Raw genomic sequence first — 23,289 nt, forward strand, 5'->3', positions numbered from 1 at the left:
GAAAATGGATACCGTATGAGCTCCCTAAATCCAACGTTAATTACCTTTCTTTTTTATATTGTCGCCATGGTGGTGATCGGCCTGATGGCTTATCGTGCGACCACAAACTTTTCCGATTACATTTTAGGGGGCCGTCGTTTAGGTAGTTTTGTTACTGCACTTTCCGCTGGAGCTTCCGATATGAGTGGCTGGCTGCTGATGGGCCTGCCCGGTGCAATTTATCTTTCTGGTTTGTCGGAAATGTGGATTGCCATTGGCCTGATTATTGGTGCCTGGTTAAACTGGTTGCTGGTGGCTGGCCGTTTACGGGTACATACGGAAGTTCAGCACAATGCCCTGACCCTTCCAGATTATTTTTCCAATCGTTTTAACGACCAGAAGAAAATTTTACGTATTGTATCGGCTTTTGTGATTCTGATTTTCTTTGCGATTTACTGTGCCTCAGGCATGGTAGCAGGTGCGCGCCTGTTCGAAAGCATGTTTGAAATGTCCTACACGACGGCGCTCTGGATCAGTGCCATTGCCACCATCAGTTATGTATTTATTGGCGGTTTTCTGGCAGTCAGCTGGACCGATACCATTCAGGCCGGCCTGATGATCTTTGCGCTGTTGCTCACGCCAATTGTGACCCTATTGACCTTCTCTGATATGTCTCAGGTCACTCTGGCGCTTGAAACGGCACGTCCACAGGCCATGAATCTGGTCGGTGACTTAAGTACGGTGGCTATCCTGTCGCTACTGGCATGGGGCTTGGGTTATTTTGGTCAGCCACATATTCTGGTGCGCTTTATGGCGGCAGATTCAGTCAAGTCAATTCCAAATGCACGCCGTATTGGTATGACCTGGATGATCCTGTGCTTAGCTGGTGCCGTGGCTGCCGGTTTCTTTGGCATTGCCTATTTCCAGCAACATCCGGAACTGGCCAGTGTGGTGAATGCCAATCCTGAAACTGTATTTATGGAATTGACCAAAATTCTGTTCAACCCATGGATTGCCGGTATTGTCCTGGCTGCGATTTTGGCTGCGGTAATGAGTACTTTAAGCTGTCAGCTTCTGGTCTGCTCAAGTACGCTGACAGAGGATTTTTATAAATCCTTCCTGCGCAAAAATGCATCTCAAAAAGAACTGGTTTGGGTTGGCCGTTTTATGGTGCTGCTGATTGCCCTGCTGGCAATCTGGATGGCGGGTAATCCTGAATCGAAAGTGCTGGGTCTGGTCGCTTATGCCTGGGCCGGTTTTGGTGCTGCATTTGGCCCGCTGATCATTCTGTCCCTGTTCTGGAAACGCATGACTTTGAATGGTGCCTTGGCAGGTATGATTATGGGTGCAGTGATGGTGATTTTATGGAAAAACCTGTTCGCAGCAACAGGTGTCTATGAAATTATCCCGGGCTTTATCTGCTCATTCATTGCCATCATTGTAGTGAGCTTGATGGGTAAAGTACCTACGGCTGAAATTACCGATCGTTTTGAACAGGCTGAACGTCTGTATAACGAAACCAAGTAAAAATTAACGATCAAAAAAAGCGGACTTTAAGTCCGCTTTTTTAATACCTGAACAATTACTCAAAATAAAAACAATGAACAGATTCAAGCCATTTTAATTTTTACGCTGGAGTAAAAACTGGGTGATAGAGATCAGCTCTGCCGCCTGATCATCAAAATGAGCAAGTGCGGCTAAGGCCTGATCATGCAATTGCTGTGCATAGGCTTTGGCCTGTTCCAGCCCCATCAAGGCAGGATATGTCGATTTTTCTACCTGCTCATCCTTGCCAGCTGTTTTACCCAACACTTCGGTATCAGAAATAATATCCAGAATATCATCCTGCACCTGGAAGGCCAGACCAATCGCCTGTCCAAACTCACGCAGCTTTGGAATCGCCAGATCTGTACCTTCAAAGATTGTGACCGCCGCCATCATGATCGCAGCACTCATCAAGGCACCGGTTTTATTACGATGAATGGTTTCTAATACTTCCTGATCAATTTTTTTGCCTTCGGACTGCAAATCCAACACCTGACCATTGACCATTTTCGAAGAGGCTGTGGCCAGAATCTGCATTTGTTTTAGCACAATCGAAGCATCTACCGCAGGGCCTTGATCAAACAGACGACTGCCTAAAATTTCAAAGGCCATCGACTGTAGAATATCACCTGCCAAAAGCGCGGTATCTTCACCATAAGCCACATGGCAGGTCGGCTGACCACGGCGCAGCAAATCATTGTCCATACACGGCAGATCATCATGTGCCAGTGAATAACAATGGATAAATTCAATCGCAACCGCCGCACGGCGTACCGCCGCGGTATTCTGATTCGGTTTCAGTGCTGCTGTGGCATAGCATAATGCTGGACGAACACGCTTCCCTCCCAGCATCACGGCATGATGCACCGCCGACTTTAAAGGTTCAGGAATGGCAAAGGCATCTAGGGCTGTCAGTAAATCTTGTTGAATACGATGTTGTGCTTGAGTCAATGCATGGATTGATACGTCAGTAATAGATGACACATTTGCCTCGAATACATAGTCCGGAAGGATGAAAATAACAAGTTTGAGCCACTTGTTCTGATAAGCACTATTGTACCTACAATCGCCTTGAATTTTCAGCTTTATCTGTGGATTGATTTAAAGCAGCAATAGATATCAAAATATGTTCCGCCGATAAAACCACTGCCGCGACAGCGCTACTGTCCCAGAGTGGAAGTGCTTGGATTTATCAAGTGCCTGTGGCAGGGATGCCACACATTACCCATCACCACAGGACGTCGTGTATGGGCAATAAGAGACCTTTGCCTACCTTGGGTCTTTCCAAAGTAGGATTTCACCTGCACAAATCCATTTAAACTTTTAAAGGAAAGATGAGGCTGGACAATATCTACCTCTAAATATAAACAAGTTTAGATATTTAAACGTATTCTCTGATAGCTTTTATTACTTCCTACCATGCCAACGATAGCTGAGTCAAAATTTTGGCCAGTAATGGTCACAACAGTAATTTTCTCAGGCTAAATAATGGGTCGGCAAATCAAACTAGAGCAAAACATCTTCAGGAACGCGTACCCAACCTTCCATCAACACACGTGCACTGCGACTCATGATGGCTTTCTTCACTTTCCACTCTCCATTTTCCTGGCTTGCTTGTGCGCCGACTCTTAAAGTCCCCGAAGGATGGCCAAAACGCACGGCTTCACGCTCTACACCGCCTGCCACCCGATTCACCAGAGTCCCCGGAATGGCTGCCGCCGTACCAATTGCCACCGCAGCTGTGCCCATCATGGCATGATGCAGTTTCCCCATAGACAAGGCACGAACCAGAATATCGGCATCTGCTTCGGCAACCACCTTGCCACTTGATGAGGTATAAGTTTTGGATGGCGCTACAAAAGCGATTTTTGGGGTGTGCTGACGGTTAGCTGCTTCGCTAATGTCCTGAATCAATCCCATCTGCTTCGCAGCATAAGCACGAATGGTTTCAAACTTTGCCAGCGCTGCCGCATCATTATTCATATGATCCTGAAGCTCGGTGCCGTTATAACCCAAATCTCCCGCATTCAAAAACACGGTGGGAATGCCGGCATTAATCATGGTGACTTCAAAACTGCCAATATTGGGAACTTCCAGCGTATCGACCAGATTGCCTGTCGGAAACATCGAACCGCCTTCGCCATCATCATCGGCAGGATCTAAAAACTCGATCTGTACTTCGGCTGCCGGAAAAGTCACACCATCCAGTTCAAAATCGCCCAACTCCTGAACTTGACCATTTCGCATTGGTACATGCGCAATAATGGTTTTTTGAATATTGGCCTGCCAGATGCGGACTGTACACAGCCCATTTTCCGGAATACGTGATCTATCAATCAGATCATTAGAAATGGCAAAAGCTCCCACTGCTGCGGTGAGATTACCGCAATTACCACTCCAGTCCACAAAAGGACGGTCAATTGCCACCTGACCAAATAAATAATCAACATCATGATCGGCCTGCTGGCTTTTTGACAGAATCACGGTCTTGCTGGTACTTGAACTGGCGCCGCCCATACCATCGATCTGTTTAGCATAAGGATCTGGGCTACCAATCACGCGCAGCAGAAGCTGATCACGAATCCGGCCGGCCTGTTGTGCTTCTGCGGGCAAATCATCCAGCTTAAAAAAAACGCCTTTACTGGTGCCTCCACGCATATAGGTTGCAGGAATCTTGATTTGGGCTGCAAAACTCATGAATTGTTTCATCCTTTGGCTTGTCTTTGTTTTGGTAAAAGTTATGGAATACTTATGAGAAGAGTATAATCGCTTTAAAGCCAAGGAAGTTCAGTGCTCCGACCTAAGTATAAAAAATCAGCATTCGTATCAGAGCAAAAAAACAGGAAACTCATCAGTTACAATGTCAATAAAATTAATATATTGATTCAGTTATCTTTTATTTAATTTATTTTTATAATTTTTTATTATAAATCTGATAATAATATTTCATTCAAAGTCTTGCACTAGGTTTCTGAACTTTGTTCCATTACAATCTTTATACTTATTTTTTCCATTGTCGGGCTGAACACTTTGAATAACGAGTCTTCACAACTTCAGCGTGGCTTAAAGAACCGTCATATTCAGTTGATCGCCATGGGCGGTGCAATTGGCACAGGCTTATTCTTAGGTTCCGCACAGGTGATCCAATCTGCGGGTCCTTCTATTATTTTGGGCTATGCCATTGGTGGCTTGATTGCATTTTTAATCATGCGTCAATTGGGTGAGATGATTGTTCATGAACCTGTCGCAGGTTCATTCAGCCATTTTGCTTATAAATACTGGGGCAAGTTCCCCGGTTTCCTTGCGGGCTGGAACTACTGGATTTTATATATCCTGGTGGCCATGACCGAACTTACTGCCGTTGCGAAATATATTAACTATTGGTGGCCTTTTATTCCAGCTTGGGCATCGGTACTGTTTTTCTTTATCGTGATTACCCTGGTCAACCTCGGCAATGTGAAATTCTACGGTGAATCAGAATTTTGGCTTTCAATCATTAAAGTGACTGCAGTTATCTCGATGATTGTCTTCGGTTTATATCTGATCTTGACTGCAGATGCTTCCTCGACTGCGTCTTTCAGTAATTTATGGACTGCAGGTGGTTTCTTCCCGAATGGCTTTGAAGGTCTGTTCTTCATGCTGGCCTTCCTGATGTTTGCCTTCGGTGGGATTGAACTGATCGGTATGGCAGCAGCAGAAGCTGAAAATCCAGAGAAGACCATTCCGAAAGCGATTAATCAGGTGGTGTTCCGTATCCTGATTTTCTATGTGGGTGCATTGACGATTCTGTTATCACTGGTGCCCTGGAATCAGCTTGAGCTAGGTGGTCTGGATAAAAGTCCATTTGTAATGATTTTCAGTCAACTGGGCATTGGCTGGGCAGCACACTTACTGAACTTTATTATTTTAACGGCTGCACTGTCTGTCTATAACAGCGGTATGTATGCCAATAGCCGCATGCTCTATGGTCTGGCTCAGCAAGGAAATGCACCTAAAGTCTTCATGCAAGTGAATAAACAAGGTACTCCGATTCCTGCGGTATTGTTTTCTGCCGCGCTGATTTTCGGTTGTGTATTACTTAACTACTTTGTTCCTGAAGATGCATTAAGCCACTTGATTTATATTGTGGTCGGTGCGTTAGTGTTGAACTGGGCGATGATTACGCTGACCCATCTCAAATTCATTCAGAGCATGAAGAAGCTCGGCCAAAAGACCTCATTCCCAGCACTATGGTCTCCAGCAGGCAATATTCTGGTCTTAGGTTTCATTATTACGATTCTCTACATCATGTGGACTCAGGGTTTTCAGGAATCTATTTTAATGATTCCGGTTTGGATTGTGGTCATGTTCGTTCTGTTTAAGTTGCTTAAGCCTAAAAATACTTAATCGGTTTATATAAGTATATATTCTTAAAAAGTTATTGCTGCGGCAATAACTTTTTTTTGTATTTTTTACAGTACAATAGCCTTCTTTTCGCGCCCTTAGCTTAACTGGATAGAGCAGTTGCCTCCTAAGCGACCGACGTGGGTTCGAGTCCCGCAGGGCGCACCATCCTTTCAAAATGTGATCTATACTTCAAAAAATTAGCGTTAATCTTCATATTTTTAGAATATTTTTTATACAAAAAATCATTTTTTCTTCATTATTTTATTTCTTTTACTTTCAAATACTTATTTCAAAATGAGGCTATTTTTTGGTGTAAAAACTCTATTTTGATGCTTTTTTAGACTAATTAGTTTTTTCTAGAGCATTTACTCTTATTTTAATTGTGATATTTTTGTCACATGGAGTAACAAATGGTCTCGGTGAATACAAGCCGAAATCATCCTAGATGAAAGCTTAAAGCATCAACAAAAACTGTCATAAAAGACTTTATAGCCCAAGGGAAATGTATAATGAAATTAAAAGCACTAAGCACAGCAATGATTTTAGCAACTGTACCAATGACAGGTGCTTTTGCTGCAGGTATGGATCGTTCTGGTCAATCCATCGCTGCGTTCTTACAACCGGGTAACTACTTTGAAGCAGGTATTTCTGTATTAGACCCAGATGTATCTGGTAAAACTACAGCTATGACCACTCTTACGGGGCAGCAAATTCCATCACACGCAACAGGTGATATGGCAAGTGATTATTACTTCCCTCACGCTGCCTTAAAACTACAAGTAACCGATCAATTTTCTTTCGGTGTAATTTACGATCAACCATTCGGTGCAGAAGCTGAATATACCGCTCAATCAGCAGCATTTAATCCGACAGGAAGTGACGGTACCCGTGCTGAAGTAACAACTGAAAATCTAAGCTTCTTATTTGGTTTCCAACCAACTGAAAACTGGAATATTTATGCGGGTCCAGTTTATCAAACAGCTAAAGGTAATGCTGCATTACGTGGTGCAGCATATAGTCTATTACATGGTTACGATGTAACCATGAAAAAAGACAGCGAAATTGGTTGGTTAGGAGGTCTAGCTTTCCAAATTCCAGAAATTGCACTTAAAGCTTCTTTGACCTATCGCTCTGAAGTTAAGCATGAGTTAGCAACTACAGAAGCAACACCTCAAATTGGCATTGGTACAACGGTGCTGGCTCCAGCAATGCCTCTTACACCAACAGGAAATACCAAAGTAACAACTCCACAGTCTGTTAATTTAGATTTTCAAACAGGTATTATGGCAGATACCGTTGCTTTCGCAAATGTCCGTTGGGTCGATTGGTCTGACTTCAGTATTCGCCCACCTGCTTTTGGTAAAACTCTAGATGGTTTAGCAACGGCATCTGCTTCACCACTCGTACCTGCTCCATTAAAACCTACGCTAGCAAGCTTAAAAGGTGGCAACCTTGTTGAATATAACGAAGAGCAATGGTCGGCTACTGTTGGTGTTGGCCGTAAACTGAACGATAAATGGGCAGGTAATGTCTCTGTAGGTTGGGACTCTGGTGTCGACAACCCTGTAACTACTCTTGGCCCAACTGAAGGTTACTGGAACGTTGGTTTAGGTCTTCAATTCTCTCCAGCTCCAAATTACTTTATTGCTGGCGGTGTGAAATACTTCTGGTTAGGTGATGCAACAGCTTTGACAGTAGCTAATCCAAATGTTGGTGAATTTGAAGATAACCACGCTATTGGTTATGGTCTAAAAATGGGTTACCGCTTCTAAGTTATAACTTCATATAAAAACCACCTTCGGGTGGTTTTTTATTGTCTCATTCTATTTTTATACACTTGCATATTATTCGATTATTTTACCATCAATTAAAATTAATAATTTTTTAGTTCTTTTACACTATTTTAAATATTTTAAAATCCATATTTTTCAAAAACTTAAATTCAAAAATATAGTACAAATACTCTAAGCAACCCTTTTATTTAACCGCCTTAGTTCATTTCTTCAACAGAGCTGAGTATTTACTCTTTTTAAAATTATGTTACTTTTCCAGCACATTTTTGTTACAGATGGCATCAGGGAACGTACCATGAAGCTTAATAAAGTTTATTTAGCTATTTTACTTAGCACTTTACCTCTTTCTGCTGTTCAGGCAGCAGGCCTAGATCGTTCTGGTCAGTCCATTTCTGCTTTTTTACAGCCGGGTAACTATGCGGAAGCTGGTATTTCGGTTCTTGATCCTGATGTAAAAGGTAAGTCGACTGTTAATAATCCAATTGCTGATCTCAGGGGCGAAAAAATCAGTGATATGGGTGAAGACTATTACTTCCCTTCCGCAGCAATCAAAGTTCAAGCAACTGATAAAATTTCACTTGGTTTGATTTACGATCAACCTTTTGGTGCTGATGCAACCTACTCATCAACAGCAGGTACATTTGGTAATGGTATGGAAGGAACTTCTGTTGAAGTTGATACTAATAATCTAACAGCGCTGATTGGTTACCAACCCAACCAAAACTGGAATTTTTATGCAGGTCCCGTATATCAAACAGTTGAAGGAAAAGTTTCATTACGTGGTGCCGCATACGGTGGTACTCATCTATTAGGTGGCTACGACATAGATCTTAAAGAAAATGATGCTTTCGGTTGGATTGCAGGTGCCGCATACTCTATTCCTGAAATTGCACTTAGAGCTGCTGTCACTTATCGCTCTGAAATCAAGCATGAACTTGATACTTCAGAAACATTTGCCCTAGGTGCTGTTGTTCGTCCTAACTCAAACACAGAAGTTGTTACACCTCAGTCTGTAAACATTGATTTACAATCAGGTGTTGCTAAAGACACCTTAGCTTTTGCAAATATTCGTTGGGTACATTGGGATCAATTTGCAGTTAAACCTACATATTTAGCTGCTGCAACACAGGCTGCAAGAGGCAAAGCACAAAACCTAATCGACTATTCAGATGATCAGTGGTCTATTACAACAGGTATCTCTCATAAGTTTAATGATAAATGGGCTGGTTCAGCTTCTGTTGGTTATGACTCTGGTGCAGGCAACCCTGTTACGACTCTTGGCCCAGTAAATGGAAACTGGAGTATTGGATTAGGCGCGCAATATAGCCCTGCACAAAGCTATTTCATTGCTGCTGGCGTACGTTACCTATGGTTAGGTGATGCAGATGCACAAACAGGTGGGAATGTTGTTGGTAGCTTTGAAGATAACAGTGCTCTTGCATATGGTATGAAAATTGGCTATCGTTTTTAATTAATCAATGTTAACTAACATTGAAATTCAATAAAAAATGGCGCTAATTGCGCCATTTTTTTATTATTTTAAAATAAAAATATTAAGCTGGAATATCTCGAACTGAGGCATTACGAATAGCTTCTTTGAGTGCCGCATAGCCATGAATCGGTGGGAACTGTGGGAACTCTGCAATCACATTTTCAGGCGCATCAAACAAGAAGCCTGCGTCCGCTTCACCAAGCATGGTGGTATCATTATACGAATCCCCTGCTGCAATGACACGGAAATTCAAGCCATGTAAAGCTTGCACCGCTTTACGTTTTTGATCAGGTTGACGAAGCTTATACGCTGAAATCATGCCCTTTTCATCTGTCTCTAACTTATGACAGAAAATCGTTGGCCAATCCAGTTGCTTCATCAATGGATGTGCAAATTCATAGAAAGTATCTGAAAGAATAATCAATTGAAAATGCGTACTGACCCATTTTACAAATTCTTTTGCTCCTGGGAAAGGTCCCATTTCTGCAATCACATCCTGAATATCATTTAAGCCTAAACCATGCTGTTTTAAAATATTCAGGCGTTGGGTCATCAGCACATCATAGTCAGGAATGTCACGAGTCGTCGCTTCAAGCTCTTTAATCCCGGTTTTTTTGGCAAAGTTAATCCAGATTTCTGGAACCAACACGCCTTCTAAATCTAGACATACGACTTCCATGAACATTCCCTCTGAGTTGTATTGAAAAAATTTTGCACTATCATAGCTGAAGAAATAGATTTTGCACTGTACTTTTTTAAATCTATTTTTTTCATAAGTATTTATTTTTTAGTGATAAGTCAACTAAATCAATTCTATTAAAATAGATGTGAAATTAATTAATATAGGCCATGTCCTTTCCAAGCCTATATCGCCAGGACTCTCATGACCATCATTCCTACTATTGATCGTATTGATGCACTTGCATCTGAATATGCAGATAAATCGCCTAATGAAATCTTGGCACTTGCACTGAGCCAGCAAGGTGAAATTGCGATTTCATTTTCTGGGGCCGAAGATGTTGTATTGATTGATATGGCCTCTCATCTGGGTAAACCATTCCGGGTATTCAGTCTGGATACTGGACGTTTACATGCAGAGACCTATCAGTTTATTGAGCGGGTGCGTAAGCATTATAATATCGAGATTGAAATCTGCTTCCCCGAAACTGCAGACGTGCAAAATCTAGTGACGACAAAAGGTTTATTCAGTTTCTTTGAAGATGGCCATCAGGAATGTTGCGGTATACGCAAGGTTCAACCGCTGCGTAAAAAACTGGCCACGCTGGATGGCTGGATTACCGGTCAGCGTAAAGACCAAAGCCCGGGTACCCGTAATGAAATTCCTGTGGTTCAGGCAGATCCAGGTTTCTCCGGTCCGGGAAAACAGTTGATCAAGTACAATCCTCTAGCCAACTGGTCCAGTGCGGATGTCTGGAGCTATATCCGTATGATGGAAGTCCCTTATAATGCCCTGCATGAGAAAGGTTTTGTTTCTATCGGCTGTGAACCTTGTACTCGCCCTGTGCTGCCAAATCAGCATGAACGCGAAGGCCGCTGGTGGTGGGAAGAAGCTACCCATAAAGAATGTGGCTTACATGCTGGCAATCTAAAAAAATAAAGTTAAGTTTTATCGTTCCTATTGATTGAAAGACTATTTTTTAATAAAGATAGTCTTTTTAATTGATAATTTTACATTTAGTGACAAGATATAAATGACCTTTTATCGGGATAATATTATTTTAATTAAAGAGTTTATAAAATTCTAGCTCATTGATTTATTAGCATAAAATGTGAAATTGAACACAATGCTATTCTTTTAATAACACATAATTATTAAGTTACATTCCACTTCGCCTAGTAAATACTATTTTTAGCAAACTATTTTAAAACTAAAATTTTCACATTTCATAAACTTAGGAAGATATTTTGTTCTTGTCAATAGCCACTTTTTCACAGTTGAGGCAAGATAAAGCAGTTCATTTATATGCTAAAAAAGATATACTTTAAAAACTAAAGTAATAATTCTAACAAGGCTTTTTAGCAAAAAAGCCATAGAGAATGCAGTGAGGCAATCCACGCTATGCGTCCATTACATCCAATTGATTTTATTTTCTTAACTTTAGAGAAACGGCAGCAGCCTATGCATGTAGGTGGACTATTTTTATTCCAAATTCCCGAAAATGCACCCGCTTCCTTTATTCAGGATCTCGTCACTGATATTCAAAACTCCAAATCATCGCCGATTCCACCTTTTAATAATTATTTAAATGGCCTGTTTTGGGATGAAGACCAAGAATTTGATTTAGATCATCATTTTCGTCATATTGCCCTGCCGAAACCGGGTCGTATCCGTGAATTGCTCACTTATATTTCACAAGAACATAGTGCGCTGATTGATCGTGCCAAGCCTTTATGGACCTGTCATATTATTGAAGGAATTGAAGGTAATCGTTTTGCCATGTATTTCAAGATCCATCATGCGATGGTGGACGGAATCGCCGGCATGCGTCTGGTCGAAAAATCGCTGTCGCATGATCCGAATGCCAAAAGTATTGTGCCACCGTGGTGTGTTGAAGGGCCACGCGCCAAACGCCTTAAAGCACCTAAGGTCAATGCTTTTAAAAATGTCCTGCAAACCATTAAAGGCCAACTGGAATGCGCACCACGCGTCGCTTATGAGCTGTCTCAGACCGTCATGAAGGATATGGGGCGCAATCCGGATTATGTGTCCAGTTTTCAGGCACCAAGTTGTATTCTGAACCAACGTGTCAGTGCTTCGCGTCGTTTTGCGGCACAATCCTTTGAATTTTCACGTTTACGGCATATTTCTAAAGCATTGGGCGTCACGATTAATGACATGGTACTGGCCATCTGTTCAGGTGCACTACGTGAATATTTACTATCACAAAACGCTTTACCGAAAAAACCATTAATTGCTATGGTTCCGGCCTCGGTTCGAAGTGATGATTCGGATGTTTCCAATCGCATTACCATGATTCTGGCCAATCTGGGCACCCATAAAGAAGATCCTCTGGAACGTCTCAAAATTGTACGTGGCAGTGTACTGAGTGCCAAGGAACGTTTTAAACGCATGAATGCCAATCAGATTTTAAATTATAGTGCCTTTGTCTATGGTGCAGCCGGTCTGAACATTGCATCCGGTTTAATGCCAACGCGCCAGGCATTTAATGTGATTATTTCCAATGTACCCGGCCCTCAGGAACCGCTATATTGGAATGGTGCACGTCTCGAAGCGCTTTATCCAGCCTCAATTGTACTAGATGGGCAGGCTTTGAACATTACCATGACCAGCTATCTGGACAAACTGGAAGTCGGCTTAACCGCATGCCGTAATGCCCTGCCGAAAATGCAGAACTTGCTGACGCATCTTGAAGAAGAAATCCAGCGTTTTGAACGAATTGTAGATGGTGAACCTGTCCCAAAGTTACAGGCGGTGAGCTAGCCGCGGATCAATAAATAGAATATATAAACTGAAAAAAGTGTTGATCATTTTTGCCAGTCCTAGCGCACATAATTAAGGGGCTCATAGAGCCCCTTGGTTTTATTTTTTAACATCGTTTTAAATTTATTTTATATTTTTGGGATGATGCATCCATTTTTGATTGCCTAGAATTTATTTCAATCTGCACAAGATTCTGTATCGGTAGCATTAGCTTTTGATGGTACGACACTGTTGTAATAATTGATGGCAGGCATTACGAATCATGCTGGCGGTAATCTGGACTTCATTACCGCGCTCATCGACGATATATCCTGCATGTACAGTCTTTGGTTCTAATACGTGTTTTAGGCCTTTATTAATTACTGCTTTACTCATATTCATAACACACTCCTTTTGCTAAGCCTGAAACTGGGAGAAACGGCTTTGGCTAATTCATGCATCTAGTATTGTAAATAACAGCACCAATGTAAAATTTCAGATGTAACAAGTGTTTAACGATATTCTGTTACAATTTCAGCTGAGAATGATATCGTATTGCTCTTGCGTATACAGATTTTCTACTTGGAACTTAATCACGCGATTAATGAAATGCTCTAGATCAGCGACTGCTGGGGCCTCTACTGTTAGTAAACGATCAATTACAGCGGGATGCGCGACAACAGTAAAGCCACTCTGCGACTCATAAGCACGTGCATAACGCAGAATTTCTCTGAATATTTCGTAACATACTGACTCGGCTGTTTTGACATAACCACGTCCCTGACAAGTCGGACAGGATTCACAGAGTAAATGTTCCAGTGACTCACGGGTGCGTTTCCGGGTCATTTCCACCAGACCCAGTTCAGATACCTGAGTAATCTTGGTTTTAGCATGGTCACGTTCCAACATGCGCTCAAACTGTTTCATCACTTCTTCACGATGCTGCGCTTCCTGCATATCAATGAAATCAATGATGATAATTCCACCCAGATTACGCAGACGCAACTGACGTGCAATGACCTGAGTCGCTTCCATATTGGTTTTAAAAACAGTGTCTTCCAGTGAGCGACCACCCACATAAGAGCCGGTATTGACGTCAATGGTGGCCATCGCTTCGGTCTGATCAATCATCAGATAACCGCCCGACTTCAACGCAACACGAGTTTGCAGCGCCTTTTGCAGATCTTCTTCAACATTATATAAGTCAAAAATTGGACGCTCGCCCGGGTAGTGCAGTAAGCGGTCTCGCATATTCGGCACGAATTCTTCGACAAACTCTTGCAGCTTGGCATGAATTTCACGTGAATCGACGTAGATTTTTGCAGTTTCTTCATTGGCCAGATCACGAATGATCCGTTGTGGTAAAGGCAATTCTTCAAAGATCAGCGAGGGAACTGCAATAATCTTCTGCTTACGCTGGATATATTCCCAAAGCTTGGCCAGATAAGCCATATCTTGGGCAATGGCTGCTTCTTCAATACCTTCAGCAGCGGTACGTACAATCACTGAGCCTGGCAGCTTATGCTCGGCCTGAATCCGCTCAATAATCGAACGCAAACGATTGCGCTCTTCCTCAGATTCAATTCGCTGCGACACCCCAATATGATTGCCATAAGGCATCAGCACCAGATAACGCGAAGGAATAGACAAATCCGTGGAAAGACGGGCACCTTTGGTACCCAGCATATCTTTCATCACCTGAACCGTGAGGATTTGACCGGGCTGAAGCAGTTCAAAGACATTTGGGGTGGGCTGCTGGCGCGGCCAGACCATATCATTGATATGCAAAAATGCCGTTCTGGACAGACCAATATCCACAAACGCAGCCTGCATACCCGGCAAGACCCGTACCACTTTGCCTTTATAGACATTACCGACCAAGCCACGCTTGGCCGTACGCTCGACAAACAGTTCATTGACCGTGCCGTTTTCAATCAACGCGACCCGACATTCCATCGGCGTGACGTTAATCAATAACTCGTCAGACATAATTACACTCAAAACATTATAAAAATTCTTTTTATCAGCAGTTAATTTAGTGCCTTAACTGTCTGTAATAACTGTACGGTTTCATAGAGCGGCAAGCCGACCACATTGGAATAGCTGCCTTGTATTTTTGGAATATAACGTGCTGCAATTCCTTGAATCGCATAAGCCCCGGCTTTCCCCAGCGGCTCACCTGTGTCCCAGTAACTTTCCATGTCTGCGGCACTCAGGATTTGAAATTCGACCTGCGTACGTACCACTATACTGTATTTTTCATCTTTTGTACGAACACAGACACCGCTATAGACATCATGCCACCGACCGGAGATTTTTGTCCACATTTCAATGGCATGTTGCTTGGATTCTGGTTTACCCAAAATCTCACTATCGACCCCCAGACTGGTATCCGCAGCAATGATGATTGCATCTGGATAACGCTCGGCCACTGCATCAGCCTTGGCTCGTGCCAGACGTTCAACATAAGCCGCGACGGATTCACCTTCACGCACAGATTCATCGATATCCGGACTGTAGATATCAAAGCTCAGTCCGAGCTGCTGTAATAACTCACGACGCCGAGGTGAGCTGGAAGCGAGAATTATATGCGCCATTTTTTCAACATATAATAGAGGACAGGCCAAACCAGAATACTGGTCAGCATTGGAATCCAGTGCCTGGCAAAAGAAAATTGCACGCCTGCCACAATCTGGGCAAAAAAGATCATCAGCAAATGTGCAACAATTGCCAGCCCCGTAATCACCCAGAGATTATTAAAGGTCAGGATACGGCGTTCACGCGTCAGAAAACGGGCTAAAAAGGCAATAATAATAAAGCTGAGGGCATTCAGACCTAAAGGTGCGTCCAGCAGCAAATCAATAAAAATACCGGTACCAAAGGCAAACCAGATCCCGCACCAGGTCGGCTGACACAACACCCAGAACAGCATCACCATCAGCATGAACAGCGGACGCCAGCCCGAGAGGGTATAAGAAAGTGGATAGACCATCAAAATCGAAGCCACGATCACCGAAATAACGATGGCAAATAAGGGATCACGATGCTTTCTGGATTTCATCTTAGCGATTGACATGCGGTTGCTCCATCGCCAATGAATCGGAAAATAACACCACCACATGATGACCACCGGCCAGCTGCGCGGCTGGCGTTACATCAATCTGGGCAAATTCACCTGAATTATGTCGTTGTACTTTGGACACCTGCCCCACCAGATAACCTGCCGGAAAATGTTGGCCCAAGCCGGAACTATAGACTTTTTCCCCGACCTTGATATTGGCACTGGTCGGTACATATTCCATTTTCAAACGTCCCAGATCACCCGTCCCCGAGACAATGGCACGCATTCCGGTATGTTCCAGACGCACTGACAATGAATGTTCTTTATCAGACAACAGCATGACCCGGCTACTATGCGGATAGACATTAATAATCTGTCCCATAATCCCCTTGTCATCCAGTACCGTTTGCCCGACTTTCAGCTCGTTATTTGAACCCCGGTTGATCACAATGATATGTCTTAAAGGATCGGCATCGGTGCCAATCACTTCCGCAATTTCAATACGCCCGTCAATGATCAGTGGTGTATCGAGCAGACCGCGCAAACGGGTATTTTCAGCAGAAAGTTCAGAGATTTTTTGTAAGCGAACTTGCGCCTGCAACAACTCAGCCTGCATCGCGGTATTTTCCCGACGCAACTGAACTTCAGACTTGGTTTGTTGATTCAACCACTCTCGCGACAATACCGGATAACTGGCCACAGCATAAATAGGATTATAGGCCGCGTACAGGACATCCCTTGCAGGTTGTACAACATGTGGCATGCGCCAATCAAAGAAAAGCACCACCAAGCATGTTACCAATGCAATGATAAAAGAGCGAAAAGATGGCGGTTGTCGAGAAAACAGATGTGCTTGCACCCGCCGAATCCTTTTCTTAGCCTACGAATAACATGTCATGATTTGGATTGTCGAAAAATTCGAGTACCTTGCCACCACCACGGGTTACACATGAGAGTGGATCTTCTGCCACCACAACCGGCAGGCCGGTTTCTTTGGCCAGCAGCTTGTCTAGATTACGCAGCAATGCACCACCACCGGTTAACACGATACCGCGTTCAGCAATATCCGAAGAAAGCTCAGGAGGTGTGTGTTCTAGTGCTGATTTCACCGCAGACACAATGTTTTGCAAAGGATCTGAAATGGCTTGAGTCACTTCGTCTGAGTTAACCACAATCGCACGTGGTACACCTTCTGCAAGATTACGGCCACGAACTTCAATTTCAAGCGGTTTAGCACCTTCATCTGGCAAGGCCATGCCCACTTCTTTTTTGATCACTTCTGCCGTGGTTTCACCAATCACACAGCCATGCGCCTTACGCACATAGTTAATGATCTGCTCATCAAAGACATCACCGCCAATCCGTAAAGAATCTGCATAGACACAACCCTGCAGGGAAATGATCGCAATTTCAGTGGTACCACCACCGACATCGACCACCATTGAACCACAGGCCTGCTCAACTGGCATACCTGCACCAATGGCCGCTGCCATCGGTTCTTCGATTAAACGGACATCACGTGCACCAGCATTAAATACCGCTTCACGAATAGCACGACGTTCAACCAGCGTCGATTTACATGGTACACACACCACCACACGCGGTGCCGGAGTAAACAGACGGTTTTCATGTACTTTGCGAATGAACTGATTCAGCATGGTTTCAGTGACTTCAAAATCCGCAATCACCCCATCTTTCATGGGGCGGATTGCTGAGATATTGGCTGGGGTACGACCTAGCATTTGTTTCGCTTCAAGACCTACAGCGGCAACAATTTTATGTGAACCACTATGACGGATAGCTACAACCGTGGGTTCATTTAATATAATGCCTCGTCCTGGCGCATAAATAAGTGTATTTGCAGTACCTAAATCAATGGCAAGATCTGGCGAAAACAAGCCTATTAGTCGTTTTAGAATCACGGGGACGTTCTCAATTAAACTTTATATGGACGCAAGGTGGCAACTTTAACTAAATGTGATGATTTGGACAAGTCAATCGCTTATCATAACGCATGATAATTTGAATTTTTTTAATACTGATTAGGTAATATTATGTCTACATCGGATGCACAGCATTCTGCAGATTTAAGTGCAGAAACAGTTTCAGCCATTGCCCACCTTGCAAGGTTATCTCTCAATGATACGCAATCTGCTGAATATGCTCAAAGTTTAAATAAGATTTTAGGCATGATGGACACATTGAAAGGCATCAATACCGACGGAATTGAACCGCTGAAGAGCCCTTTCGACCATCCTCAGCCACTACGTGAAGATGTGGTCTCAGAAAGCAATCATCGCGAGCAATACCAAGCAGTTGCACCTGCTGTTCAGGATGGTTTATACCTCGTACCGCGCGTGATTGAGTAATTACTACCCAGTTCATTCTTTTTATTAAATTAAACGTAAAGAATTATTTCTCATGACAGATTTACATCGCTTATCCATTCGTGAACTCAGTGAAGGTCTGGCAAATGCCCAGTTTTCATCTCGCGAATTGACTGAACATTACTTAAAGCGTATTGCAAAAATTGATGCTCAAGTAAAATCATATGTAACCGTTACGCCTGAATTGGCATTGGCAGAAGCTGATGCGGCTGACACACTGCGTAAGGCAGGTGGTGCAAATGTGTTAACAGGCGTACCAATCGCGCATAAAGACATTTTCTGTACTCAAGGCATCAAAACCACTGCCGGTTCTAAAATACTGGACAATTTTATCTCCCCTTATGACGCCACCGTTGTCGCGAAAGGCAAAGCTGCGGGCCTGGTGACTTTGGGTAAAGTGAACATGGACGAATTCGCCATGGGTTCGACCTCTGAAAACTCATATTACGGCGCAACGGCTAACCCTTGGAATTTAAACCATGTTCCTGGCGGTTCTTCAGGTGGTTCAGCAGCAGCTGTTGCAGCGGATCTGGCACCCTTCGCTACCGGTACTGACACCGGTGGCTCTATTCGTCAACCTGCGTCATTCTGTGGCCTGACTGGACTTAAACCGACCTATGGCCGTGTGTCGCGCTTCGGTATGATTGCCTATGCATCATCCCTCGACCAAGGCGGCCCGATGGCACGCTCAGCAGAAGACTGTGCCTACCTGATGAACGTGATGGCCGGTCATGATGCCAAAGATTCAACGTCAATGAATCAAACCGTAGATAACTATGTGGCGAACCTGAATGATACATCCGTCAAAGGTTTACGCATTGGTATTCCAAAACAGTACTTTAATGTTTCCGGCCTAGCTGAAGATGTTAAAGCACGTGTCGAAGAATCATTGAAAAAGTTAGAAGACATGGGCGCTACGCTGGTTGAGATCGACCTCAACATGACCGAAAGCTACGTTCCGACTTACTACCTGATCGCACCTGCTGAAGCATCCTCTAACTTACAACGCTTTGACGGTGTGCGTTATGGCTACCGCTGTGAAAATCCAGTGGACTTGATGGACTTGTACAAACGTTCACGTTCAGAAGGTTTTGGTGCAGAAGTGCAACGTCGTATCCTGATTGGCACATATGCGTTATCCGCGGGTTACTACGATGCATATTATGTGAAAGCACAAAAAGTACGTCGCCTGATCCAGCAAGATTTCCTTAAAGCCTTTGAATCTGTCGATGTGATTGCTGCGCCATCTGCGCCAACGACTGCCTATAAAATTGGTGCGGATTTGACTCCGGTTGAAATGTACCTGGGCGATATTTATACACTTGCAGTGAACCTGGCAGGTCTTCCTGCGATTAACGCGCCTGTTGGTTTTGACCAGAACAACTTGCCAGTTGGCTTACAGTTGATTGGGAATTACTGGTCAGAATCTCAATTGTTGTCTGTGGTACATCAGTATCAACAGGCCACAGATTGGCATACACAACGCGCTGCAATTGCTGAGGAGAACGCATAATGGCTCAAGCTCAAAAATCGGCTAAACCGAAATCCAACCTGATTGATGGCTGGGAAGTCGTTATTGGTATCGAGATTCACACCCAGCTTGCCACCAATACCAAAATTTTCTCAGGTTCATCGACTGTTTTTGGTAATGATCCAAACACCCAAGCCAGCCTGGTTGATTTAGCTATGCCGGGCGTATTGCCGGTATTGAACAAAGAAGTGGTGGATCTTGCGATTCGCTTTGGTCTGGGTATCGATGCTTACATCGACCAGGCTTCTGTGTTTGCGCGTAAAAACTATTTCTACCCGGATTCACCAAAAGGCTACCAGATTAGCCAGATGGACAATCCGATTGTGGGCTTGGGTCATATCGACATCCAGCTTGAAGATGGCACGGTTAAACGGATTGGCGTAACCCGTGCGCACCTTGAGGAAGATGCAGGTAAATCGATTCATGACCAGTTCGAAGGTATGTCAGGCATTGACTTGAACCGTGCCGGTACGCCGCTGCTTGAAATTGTTTCTGAACCAGATATGCGTTCGGTTGAAGAAGCGGTTGCTTATATTAAAGCGATTCATACGCTGGTGCGCTGGTTAGGCATTTCTGACGGCAACATGGCAGAAGGTTCGTTCCGTTGTGACTGTAACGTGTCTTTACGTCGTCCGGGTCAACCCTTCGGTACGCGTTGCGAATTGAAAAACCTGAACTCATTCCGTTTTATTGAACAAGCGATCAATGTTGAAATTGAACGTCAAATGGAAATTCTAGAATGGGACGGCACCATTGATCAGGAAACGCGTTTATTCGACCCTGTGAAGATGGAAACGCGTTCTATGCGTTCAAAAGAAGAAGCCAACGATTACCGTTACTTCCCGGACCCAGACTTGTTACCGGTGGTGATTGCGGATGAACAAATCGAAGCAATCAAAGCCACCATGCCTGAGCTGCCTGCGGCACGTCGTGCGCGTTTTGTGGCGGACTTTGGCGTGACTGAGTACGATGCTCACGTTCTAACGCTTACTCGTGAAATGTCAGAGTTTTATGAAGAAGTCGTGAAAGCTGCTGGCGGCGCTGCACAAGGTAAGATTGCTGCAAACTGGGTGATGGGCGAATTCTCAGGGGCGCTCAACAAAGCAGGCCTAGATCTTCAAGATTCTCCTGTTTCTGCGGAAAAACTTGGCGGCATGATCGCACGTATTGTCGATAACACCATTAGCGGTAAGATCGCGAAACAAGTGTTCGGCTTTATGTGGGATGAAGGCAAAACTGCGGACGAAATTATTGCTGAGAAAGGCTTGAAACAGGAAACTGATACAGGCGCGATTGAAGCAATTATTAAGGAAGTGCTTGCCGCCAACGAGAAGATGGTTGAAGAGTACAAATCTGGTAAAGAAAAAGCTTTCAACGGTCTGGTTGGTCAAGTGATGAAAGCGTCTAAGGGTAAAGCCAACCCTGCTCAAGTGAATGAATTGATGAAGAAATTGATTGGTTGATCTGATCTTTCTTTAAAAGAAAACCCGCTTTAGAGCGGGTTTTTTATTTAGAAATTATTTTCATATTTCTCTATTTGATTTTTTAATTCCTCATCTGAATTATTTAAAAATCTAATAAGTTCACTCAAAATAATAATATCAAACTCTCTTTGATCAGTATTTGTATTAGTAGCTGTATGCGTAACCCCATGATATTGTCTTAAATTCAGATTATCAGGATCTAATAATGAAGTAATTTTATAATGTTGTTCATAATTCGAGCCAGACTCCCAAACAATTAGTAAATCAAGATCATTTGAATTCTTATTTCCATTTGAAATATCTTCAAACAGTGCATCCATATTAAATTTATATTCTAAAATTCTTGGCTCCATAACCAATGGTAAATTATCAGGAATTGCATATTCTGAAATACCTAATGGATTTTTTATTTCATCATAAAGGTGATGATTACTAGGTTCTTCAATAATAATTCTATATAATCCATCATAACTAGTTCTTTCATTAGTAGACATAATCCTTAAACCACGTATTACACCACCAGCTATCATTTGATTAAATAATGCTATAACATCCTGTTCTCGGGTTGGAACAGAAGTAATTGAAATTTTACGTTGTGGTAGGAAAAAATTTTCATTTTCTAAAATTAATGGCTTTGATTCTTCATGTTTAGCCATTTCTGCTTTCCAATCAGAAATCTTTTGTTGACTTTCTAGATCACTCACTGAAGTACCTGTATTTACTTGGAGTGCAAATTTAAAACGTAAAAATGGACCATCTGCTATTTTTTTTGATATTTCTTTAGCTAACTCATTAATTTCATTACTAAAACCTTTACGACCTAAATCAGCAGAACAATTATTAAAATGTATAACACAATGTAATTGATTTTGTCGTCCAATATTTCTGTTTAAAGGAATTTGTATTAAATTACCTTGAGGCATATTATTAGCTGAGATTTGAACACCTCCATATAATAATTTACCATTTTTTCTATAATCAACTTTTTTACAAATATTATCCCAAATTTTTACTGTATAGACATATGATGCATGAACATTAATTTCATACTTTTTAATTAATTTTTTTTCATCCTCACTAAAAGAAATACCTAATCTTTTATTTTCTGCTAAGTTTATTAATTCTTGTGTATCCCAAAAATCATATAAGACCTCTGCATTCCTTAATCTCGAAGGCAAATCTTTTTTTAGATCTTTTCCTTTATTATAAAGTATATCTTGCATCTCTAAAATATCACGGAGACGTACTTTCTTTACAACTTCATTTTCAGGCCATAAATATTCTATTCCTTGAAAAATTTCTGATGCTTTATTTCCATTTTTATCTATTATATTTATTTTTATATTAATATCTTTATTTTCAAAAAAAGCACCTAATCCTGTTTTGACTTTTAAAATTTTGAACCACTGATCTGGTTTTTTCGCTTGATAATAATTTAAATCACTTGGGTGTGTTTTTTTATCAAACTTTAAATAAATAGAAACTCCAGTTTCAAATTTTTCAAATTCTTTATCCAAATAACCATTTTGATGATCTGAATACATTTTAGGGTTTCCGGCAGGACTCTCATCATCCAACCAGTTCCTTGCCCCTTTCATTCTCCCAACAGCTTTATATGAGTTAGTTTTTGTGGATACCTGTACATCATTAAAACCATAAGCTATATATGTAGCACCGACCCCTTTATGTCCTCGATTTTTTTTGCCTGGAGTTTTAAAAGAAATATTAGGGCATAGAAATTGTGTGAACTTCGGCTCATCTAACCCTAATCCATTATCAGTCACAATTAAGGAATTATCTTGTAAATTAATTGTAATATTTAAGTTAGGTTTATATTCGGCTGGTGCTGTTTCTAAATGTTTTTCTATCGAATCTAATGAATTTTGAATTAGTTCACAGAAAGGGTCGAACCATCCCACATAACTACCTAAAATATTTTTCAACTCTCTCTTTTGTGCAAGAGCTGCAACCTCAGTTGATTGGATTTGTTTAGCATCTAAGGGATCGAAACTTTGAAATTCGTTAGTCATTGATAGATTCTTTTTTTTAAAGATCAAATATTATAGGACTTACGCATTGACGGATTCAAAAAAGTATTAAAATACTTTATAAAGTATCTGTGATCAGACGAATTAAACATGCTTCTACAGCAACTTGTACATTACCCATTTATATGGGCTTTCTCATGA

Annotated in this window: 19 protein-coding genes and 1 tRNA gene; 10 read left to right on the top strand and 10 right to left on the bottom strand. The window is 42.3% G+C overall.

Translation table 11 applies throughout. The annotated features are described in order from the left end of the window. Nucleotides 1-15 precede the first annotated feature (15 nt). A complete protein-coding gene (putP, locus tag FTU87_RS10620; protein ID WP_005096195.1) occupies nt 16-1,506 on the top strand; it encodes a sodium/proline symporter PutP in 1,491 nt (496 codons plus the stop codon). 93 nt (nt 1,507-1,599) lie between these two features. Here the strand turns inward: putP and FTU87_RS10625 are convergent, their stop codons facing one another. Together FTU87_RS10625 and prpF are read right to left on the bottom strand one after the other, a co-directional pair. Continuing rightward, nucleotides 1,600-2,508 (bottom strand): polyprenyl synthetase family protein, encoded by a 909-nt coding sequence (locus tag FTU87_RS10625; protein ID WP_074383117.1) that lies wholly within the window; start codon nt 2,506-2,508, stop codon nt 1,600-1,602. 522 nt (nt 2,509-3,030) lie between these two features. Continuing rightward, complete coding sequence (gene prpF, locus FTU87_RS10630) at nt 3,031-4,221, bottom strand: 2-methylaconitate cis-trans isomerase PrpF (RefSeq protein WP_180041179.1); 1,191 nt, start codon at nt 4,219-4,221, stop codon at nt 3,031-3,033. Between the two features lie 333 nt (nt 4,222-4,554). Between prpF and FTU87_RS10635 the strand changes: the two genes are divergently transcribed. From FTU87_RS10635 to FTU87_RS10650, 4 genes are all read left to right on the top strand, one after another. Beyond that, on the top strand, nt 4,555-5,910 hold the full coding sequence (locus FTU87_RS10635; RefSeq protein ID WP_005172091.1) for an amino acid permease: 1,356 nt from the start codon (nt 4,555-4,557) through the stop codon (nt 5,908-5,910). Between the two features lie 89 nt (nt 5,911-5,999). Next, nucleotides 6,000-6,075 (top strand) — tRNA-Arg (locus FTU87_RS10640). 371 nt (nt 6,076-6,446) lie between these two features. After that, nucleotides 6,447-7,682, top strand: a complete 1,236-nt coding sequence (locus tag FTU87_RS10645; RefSeq protein ID WP_373684775.1) for an OmpP1/FadL family transporter — start codon at nt 6,447-6,449, stop codon at nt 7,680-7,682. A 316-nt stretch (nt 7,683-7,998) separates the two neighbouring features. Continuing rightward, nucleotides 7,999-9,174 carry an OmpP1/FadL family transporter gene (locus tag FTU87_RS10650; protein ID WP_180041183.1) on the top strand — a complete coding sequence of 392 codons (1,176 nt, stop codon included), beginning with the start codon at nt 7,999-8,001 and terminating at the stop codon, nt 9,172-9,174. An 82-nt stretch (nt 9,175-9,256) separates the two neighbouring features. On the opposite strand, the gene thrH is transcribed toward FTU87_RS10650, so the two are convergent. Next, nucleotides 9,257-9,874: a bifunctional phosphoserine phosphatase/homoserine phosphotransferase ThrH gene (gene thrH, locus FTU87_RS10655; protein WP_180097281.1), complete on the bottom strand. Its 618-nt coding sequence runs from the start codon at nt 9,872-9,874 to the stop codon at nt 9,257-9,259. Between the two features lie 204 nt (nt 9,875-10,078). Between thrH and FTU87_RS10660 the strand changes: the two genes are divergently transcribed. Both FTU87_RS10660 and FTU87_RS10665 read left to right on the top strand, forming a co-directional pair. Further along, complete coding sequence (locus FTU87_RS10660; protein WP_004646224.1) at nt 10,079-10,813, top strand: phosphoadenylyl-sulfate reductase; 735 nt, start codon at nt 10,079-10,081, stop codon at nt 10,811-10,813. 462 nt (nt 10,814-11,275) lie between these two features. Further along, complete coding sequence (locus tag FTU87_RS10665) at nt 11,276-12,658, top strand: wax ester/triacylglycerol synthase family O-acyltransferase (RefSeq protein WP_005096186.1); 1,383 nt, start codon at nt 11,276-11,278, stop codon at nt 12,656-12,658. A 207-nt stretch (nt 12,659-12,865) separates the two neighbouring features. Here FTU87_RS10665 and FTU87_RS10670 read toward each other — a convergent pair whose 3' ends face one another. From FTU87_RS10670 to FTU87_RS10695, 6 genes are all read right to left on the bottom strand, one after another. Continuing rightward, nucleotides 12,866-13,039 (bottom strand): PA1571 family protein, encoded by a 174-nt coding sequence (locus FTU87_RS10670; protein ID WP_005096185.1) that lies wholly within the window; start codon nt 13,037-13,039, stop codon nt 12,866-12,868. A gap of 132 nt (nt 13,040-13,171) precedes the next feature. Next, entirely contained in the window at nt 13,172-14,626 is a 1,455-nt protein-coding gene (gene rng / locus FTU87_RS10675; protein ID WP_005096179.1) for a ribonuclease G, read from the bottom strand. Nucleotides 14,627-14,667: 41 nt separating this feature from the next. Then, nucleotides 14,668-15,234 (bottom strand): Maf-like protein, encoded by a 567-nt coding sequence (locus FTU87_RS10680; RefSeq protein ID WP_005172102.1) that lies wholly within the window; start codon nt 15,232-15,234, stop codon nt 14,668-14,670. After that, the gene (mreD, locus tag FTU87_RS10685) at nt 15,222-15,713 is read right to left on the bottom strand and encodes a rod shape-determining protein MreD (protein ID WP_005096176.1); all 492 of its coding nucleotides are present in this window, start codon (nt 15,711-15,713) and stop codon (nt 15,222-15,224) included. Before mreD ends, FTU87_RS10680 begins: the two co-directional genes overlap by 13 nt. Next, nucleotides 15,700-16,557 (bottom strand): rod shape-determining protein MreC, encoded by an 858-nt coding sequence (gene mreC / locus FTU87_RS10690; protein ID WP_005096172.1) that lies wholly within the window; start codon nt 16,555-16,557, stop codon nt 15,700-15,702. The genes mreD and mreC overlap by 14 nt, the downstream gene beginning before the upstream one ends. Before the next feature lie 16 nt (nt 16,558-16,573). Next, nucleotides 16,574-17,620, bottom strand: a complete 1,047-nt coding sequence (locus tag FTU87_RS10695) for a rod shape-determining protein (RefSeq protein ID WP_004279360.1) — start codon at nt 17,618-17,620, stop codon at nt 16,574-16,576. Between the two features lie 132 nt (nt 17,621-17,752). On the opposite strand from FTU87_RS10695, the gene gatC reads away from it, so the two are divergent. Genes gatC through gatB form a run of 3 tightly spaced genes read left to right on the top strand, consistent with a single transcriptional unit; the run spans nt 17,753 to nt 21,079 of the window. Continuing rightward, a complete protein-coding gene (gene gatC / locus FTU87_RS10700) occupies nt 17,753-18,067 on the top strand; it encodes an Asp-tRNA(Asn)/Glu-tRNA(Gln) amidotransferase subunit GatC (RefSeq protein ID WP_005096170.1) in 315 nt (104 codons plus the stop codon). 52 nt (nt 18,068-18,119) lie between these two features. Further along, nucleotides 18,120-19,598, top strand: coding sequence for an Asp-tRNA(Asn)/Glu-tRNA(Gln) amidotransferase subunit GatA (gene gatA, locus FTU87_RS10705; protein WP_180097283.1), 1,479 nt, complete (start codon nt 18,120-18,122; stop codon nt 19,596-19,598). Further along, nucleotides 19,598-21,079, top strand: coding sequence for an Asp-tRNA(Asn)/Glu-tRNA(Gln) amidotransferase subunit GatB (gene gatB / locus FTU87_RS10710; RefSeq protein ID WP_180097286.1), 1,482 nt, complete (start codon nt 19,598-19,600; stop codon nt 21,077-21,079). Before gatA ends, gatB begins: the two co-directional genes overlap by 1 nt. Nucleotides 21,080-21,126: 47 nt before the next feature. Here gatB and FTU87_RS10715 read toward each other — a convergent pair whose 3' ends face one another. Beyond that, complete coding sequence (locus FTU87_RS10715; protein ID WP_180097288.1) at nt 21,127-23,130, bottom strand: ATP-binding protein; 2,004 nt, start codon at nt 23,128-23,130, stop codon at nt 21,127-21,129. Nucleotides 23,131-23,289: the final 159 nt, after the last annotated feature.

It is taken from the genome of Acinetobacter sp. YH12156, assembly GCF_013418235.1.
Lineage (GTDB): Bacteria > Pseudomonadota > Gammaproteobacteria > Pseudomonadales > Moraxellaceae > Acinetobacter > Acinetobacter pseudolwoffii.

What these genes read in the sequence shown, in the direction of transcription:
- putP (WP_005096195.1), top strand. Translation starts at nt 16, where the DNA reads ATGAGCTCCCTAAATCCAACGTTAATTACCTTTCTTTTTTATATTGTC.
- prpF (WP_180041179.1), bottom strand. Translation starts at nt 4,221, where the DNA reads ATGAGTTTTGCAGCCCAAATCAAGATTCCTGCAACCTATATGCGTGGA.
- FTU87_RS10645 (WP_373684775.1), top strand. Translation starts at nt 6,447, where the DNA reads ATGATTTTAGCAACTGTACCAATGACAGGTGCTTTTGCTGCAGGTATG.
- FTU87_RS10650 (WP_180041183.1), top strand. Translation starts at nt 7,999, where the DNA reads ATGAAGCTTAATAAAGTTTATTTAGCTATTTTACTTAGCACTTTACCT.
- thrH (WP_180097281.1), bottom strand. Translation starts at nt 9,874, where the DNA reads ATGGAAGTCGTATGTCTAGATTTAGAAGGCGTGTTGGTTCCAGAAATC.
- FTU87_RS10660 (WP_004646224.1), top strand. Translation starts at nt 10,079, where the DNA reads ATGACCATCATTCCTACTATTGATCGTATTGATGCACTTGCATCTGAA.
- FTU87_RS10665 (WP_005096186.1), top strand. Translation starts at nt 11,276, where the DNA reads ATGCGTCCATTACATCCAATTGATTTTATTTTCTTAACTTTAGAGAAA.
- FTU87_RS10670 (WP_005096185.1), bottom strand. Translation starts at nt 13,039, where the DNA reads ATGAATATGAGTAAAGCAGTAATTAATAAAGGCCTAAAACACGTATTA.
- rng (WP_005096179.1), bottom strand. Translation starts at nt 14,626, where the DNA reads ATGTCTGACGAGTTATTGATTAACGTCACGCCGATGGAATGTCGGGTC.
- FTU87_RS10680 (WP_005172102.1), bottom strand. Translation starts at nt 15,234, where the DNA reads ATGGCGCATATAATTCTCGCTTCCAGCTCACCTCGGCGTCGTGAGTTA.
- mreD (WP_005096176.1), bottom strand. Translation starts at nt 15,713, where the DNA reads ATGTCAATCGCTAAGATGAAATCCAGAAAGCATCGTGATCCCTTATTT.
- gatC (WP_005096170.1), top strand. Translation starts at nt 17,753, where the DNA reads ATGTCTACATCGGATGCACAGCATTCTGCAGATTTAAGTGCAGAAACA.
- gatA (WP_180097283.1), top strand. Translation starts at nt 18,120, where the DNA reads ATGACAGATTTACATCGCTTATCCATTCGTGAACTCAGTGAAGGTCTG.
- gatB (WP_180097286.1), top strand. Translation starts at nt 19,598, where the DNA reads ATGGCTCAAGCTCAAAAATCGGCTAAACCGAAATCCAACCTGATTGAT.
- FTU87_RS10715 (WP_180097288.1), bottom strand. Translation starts at nt 23,130, where the DNA reads ATGACTAACGAATTTCAAAGTTTCGATCCCTTAGATGCTAAACAAATC.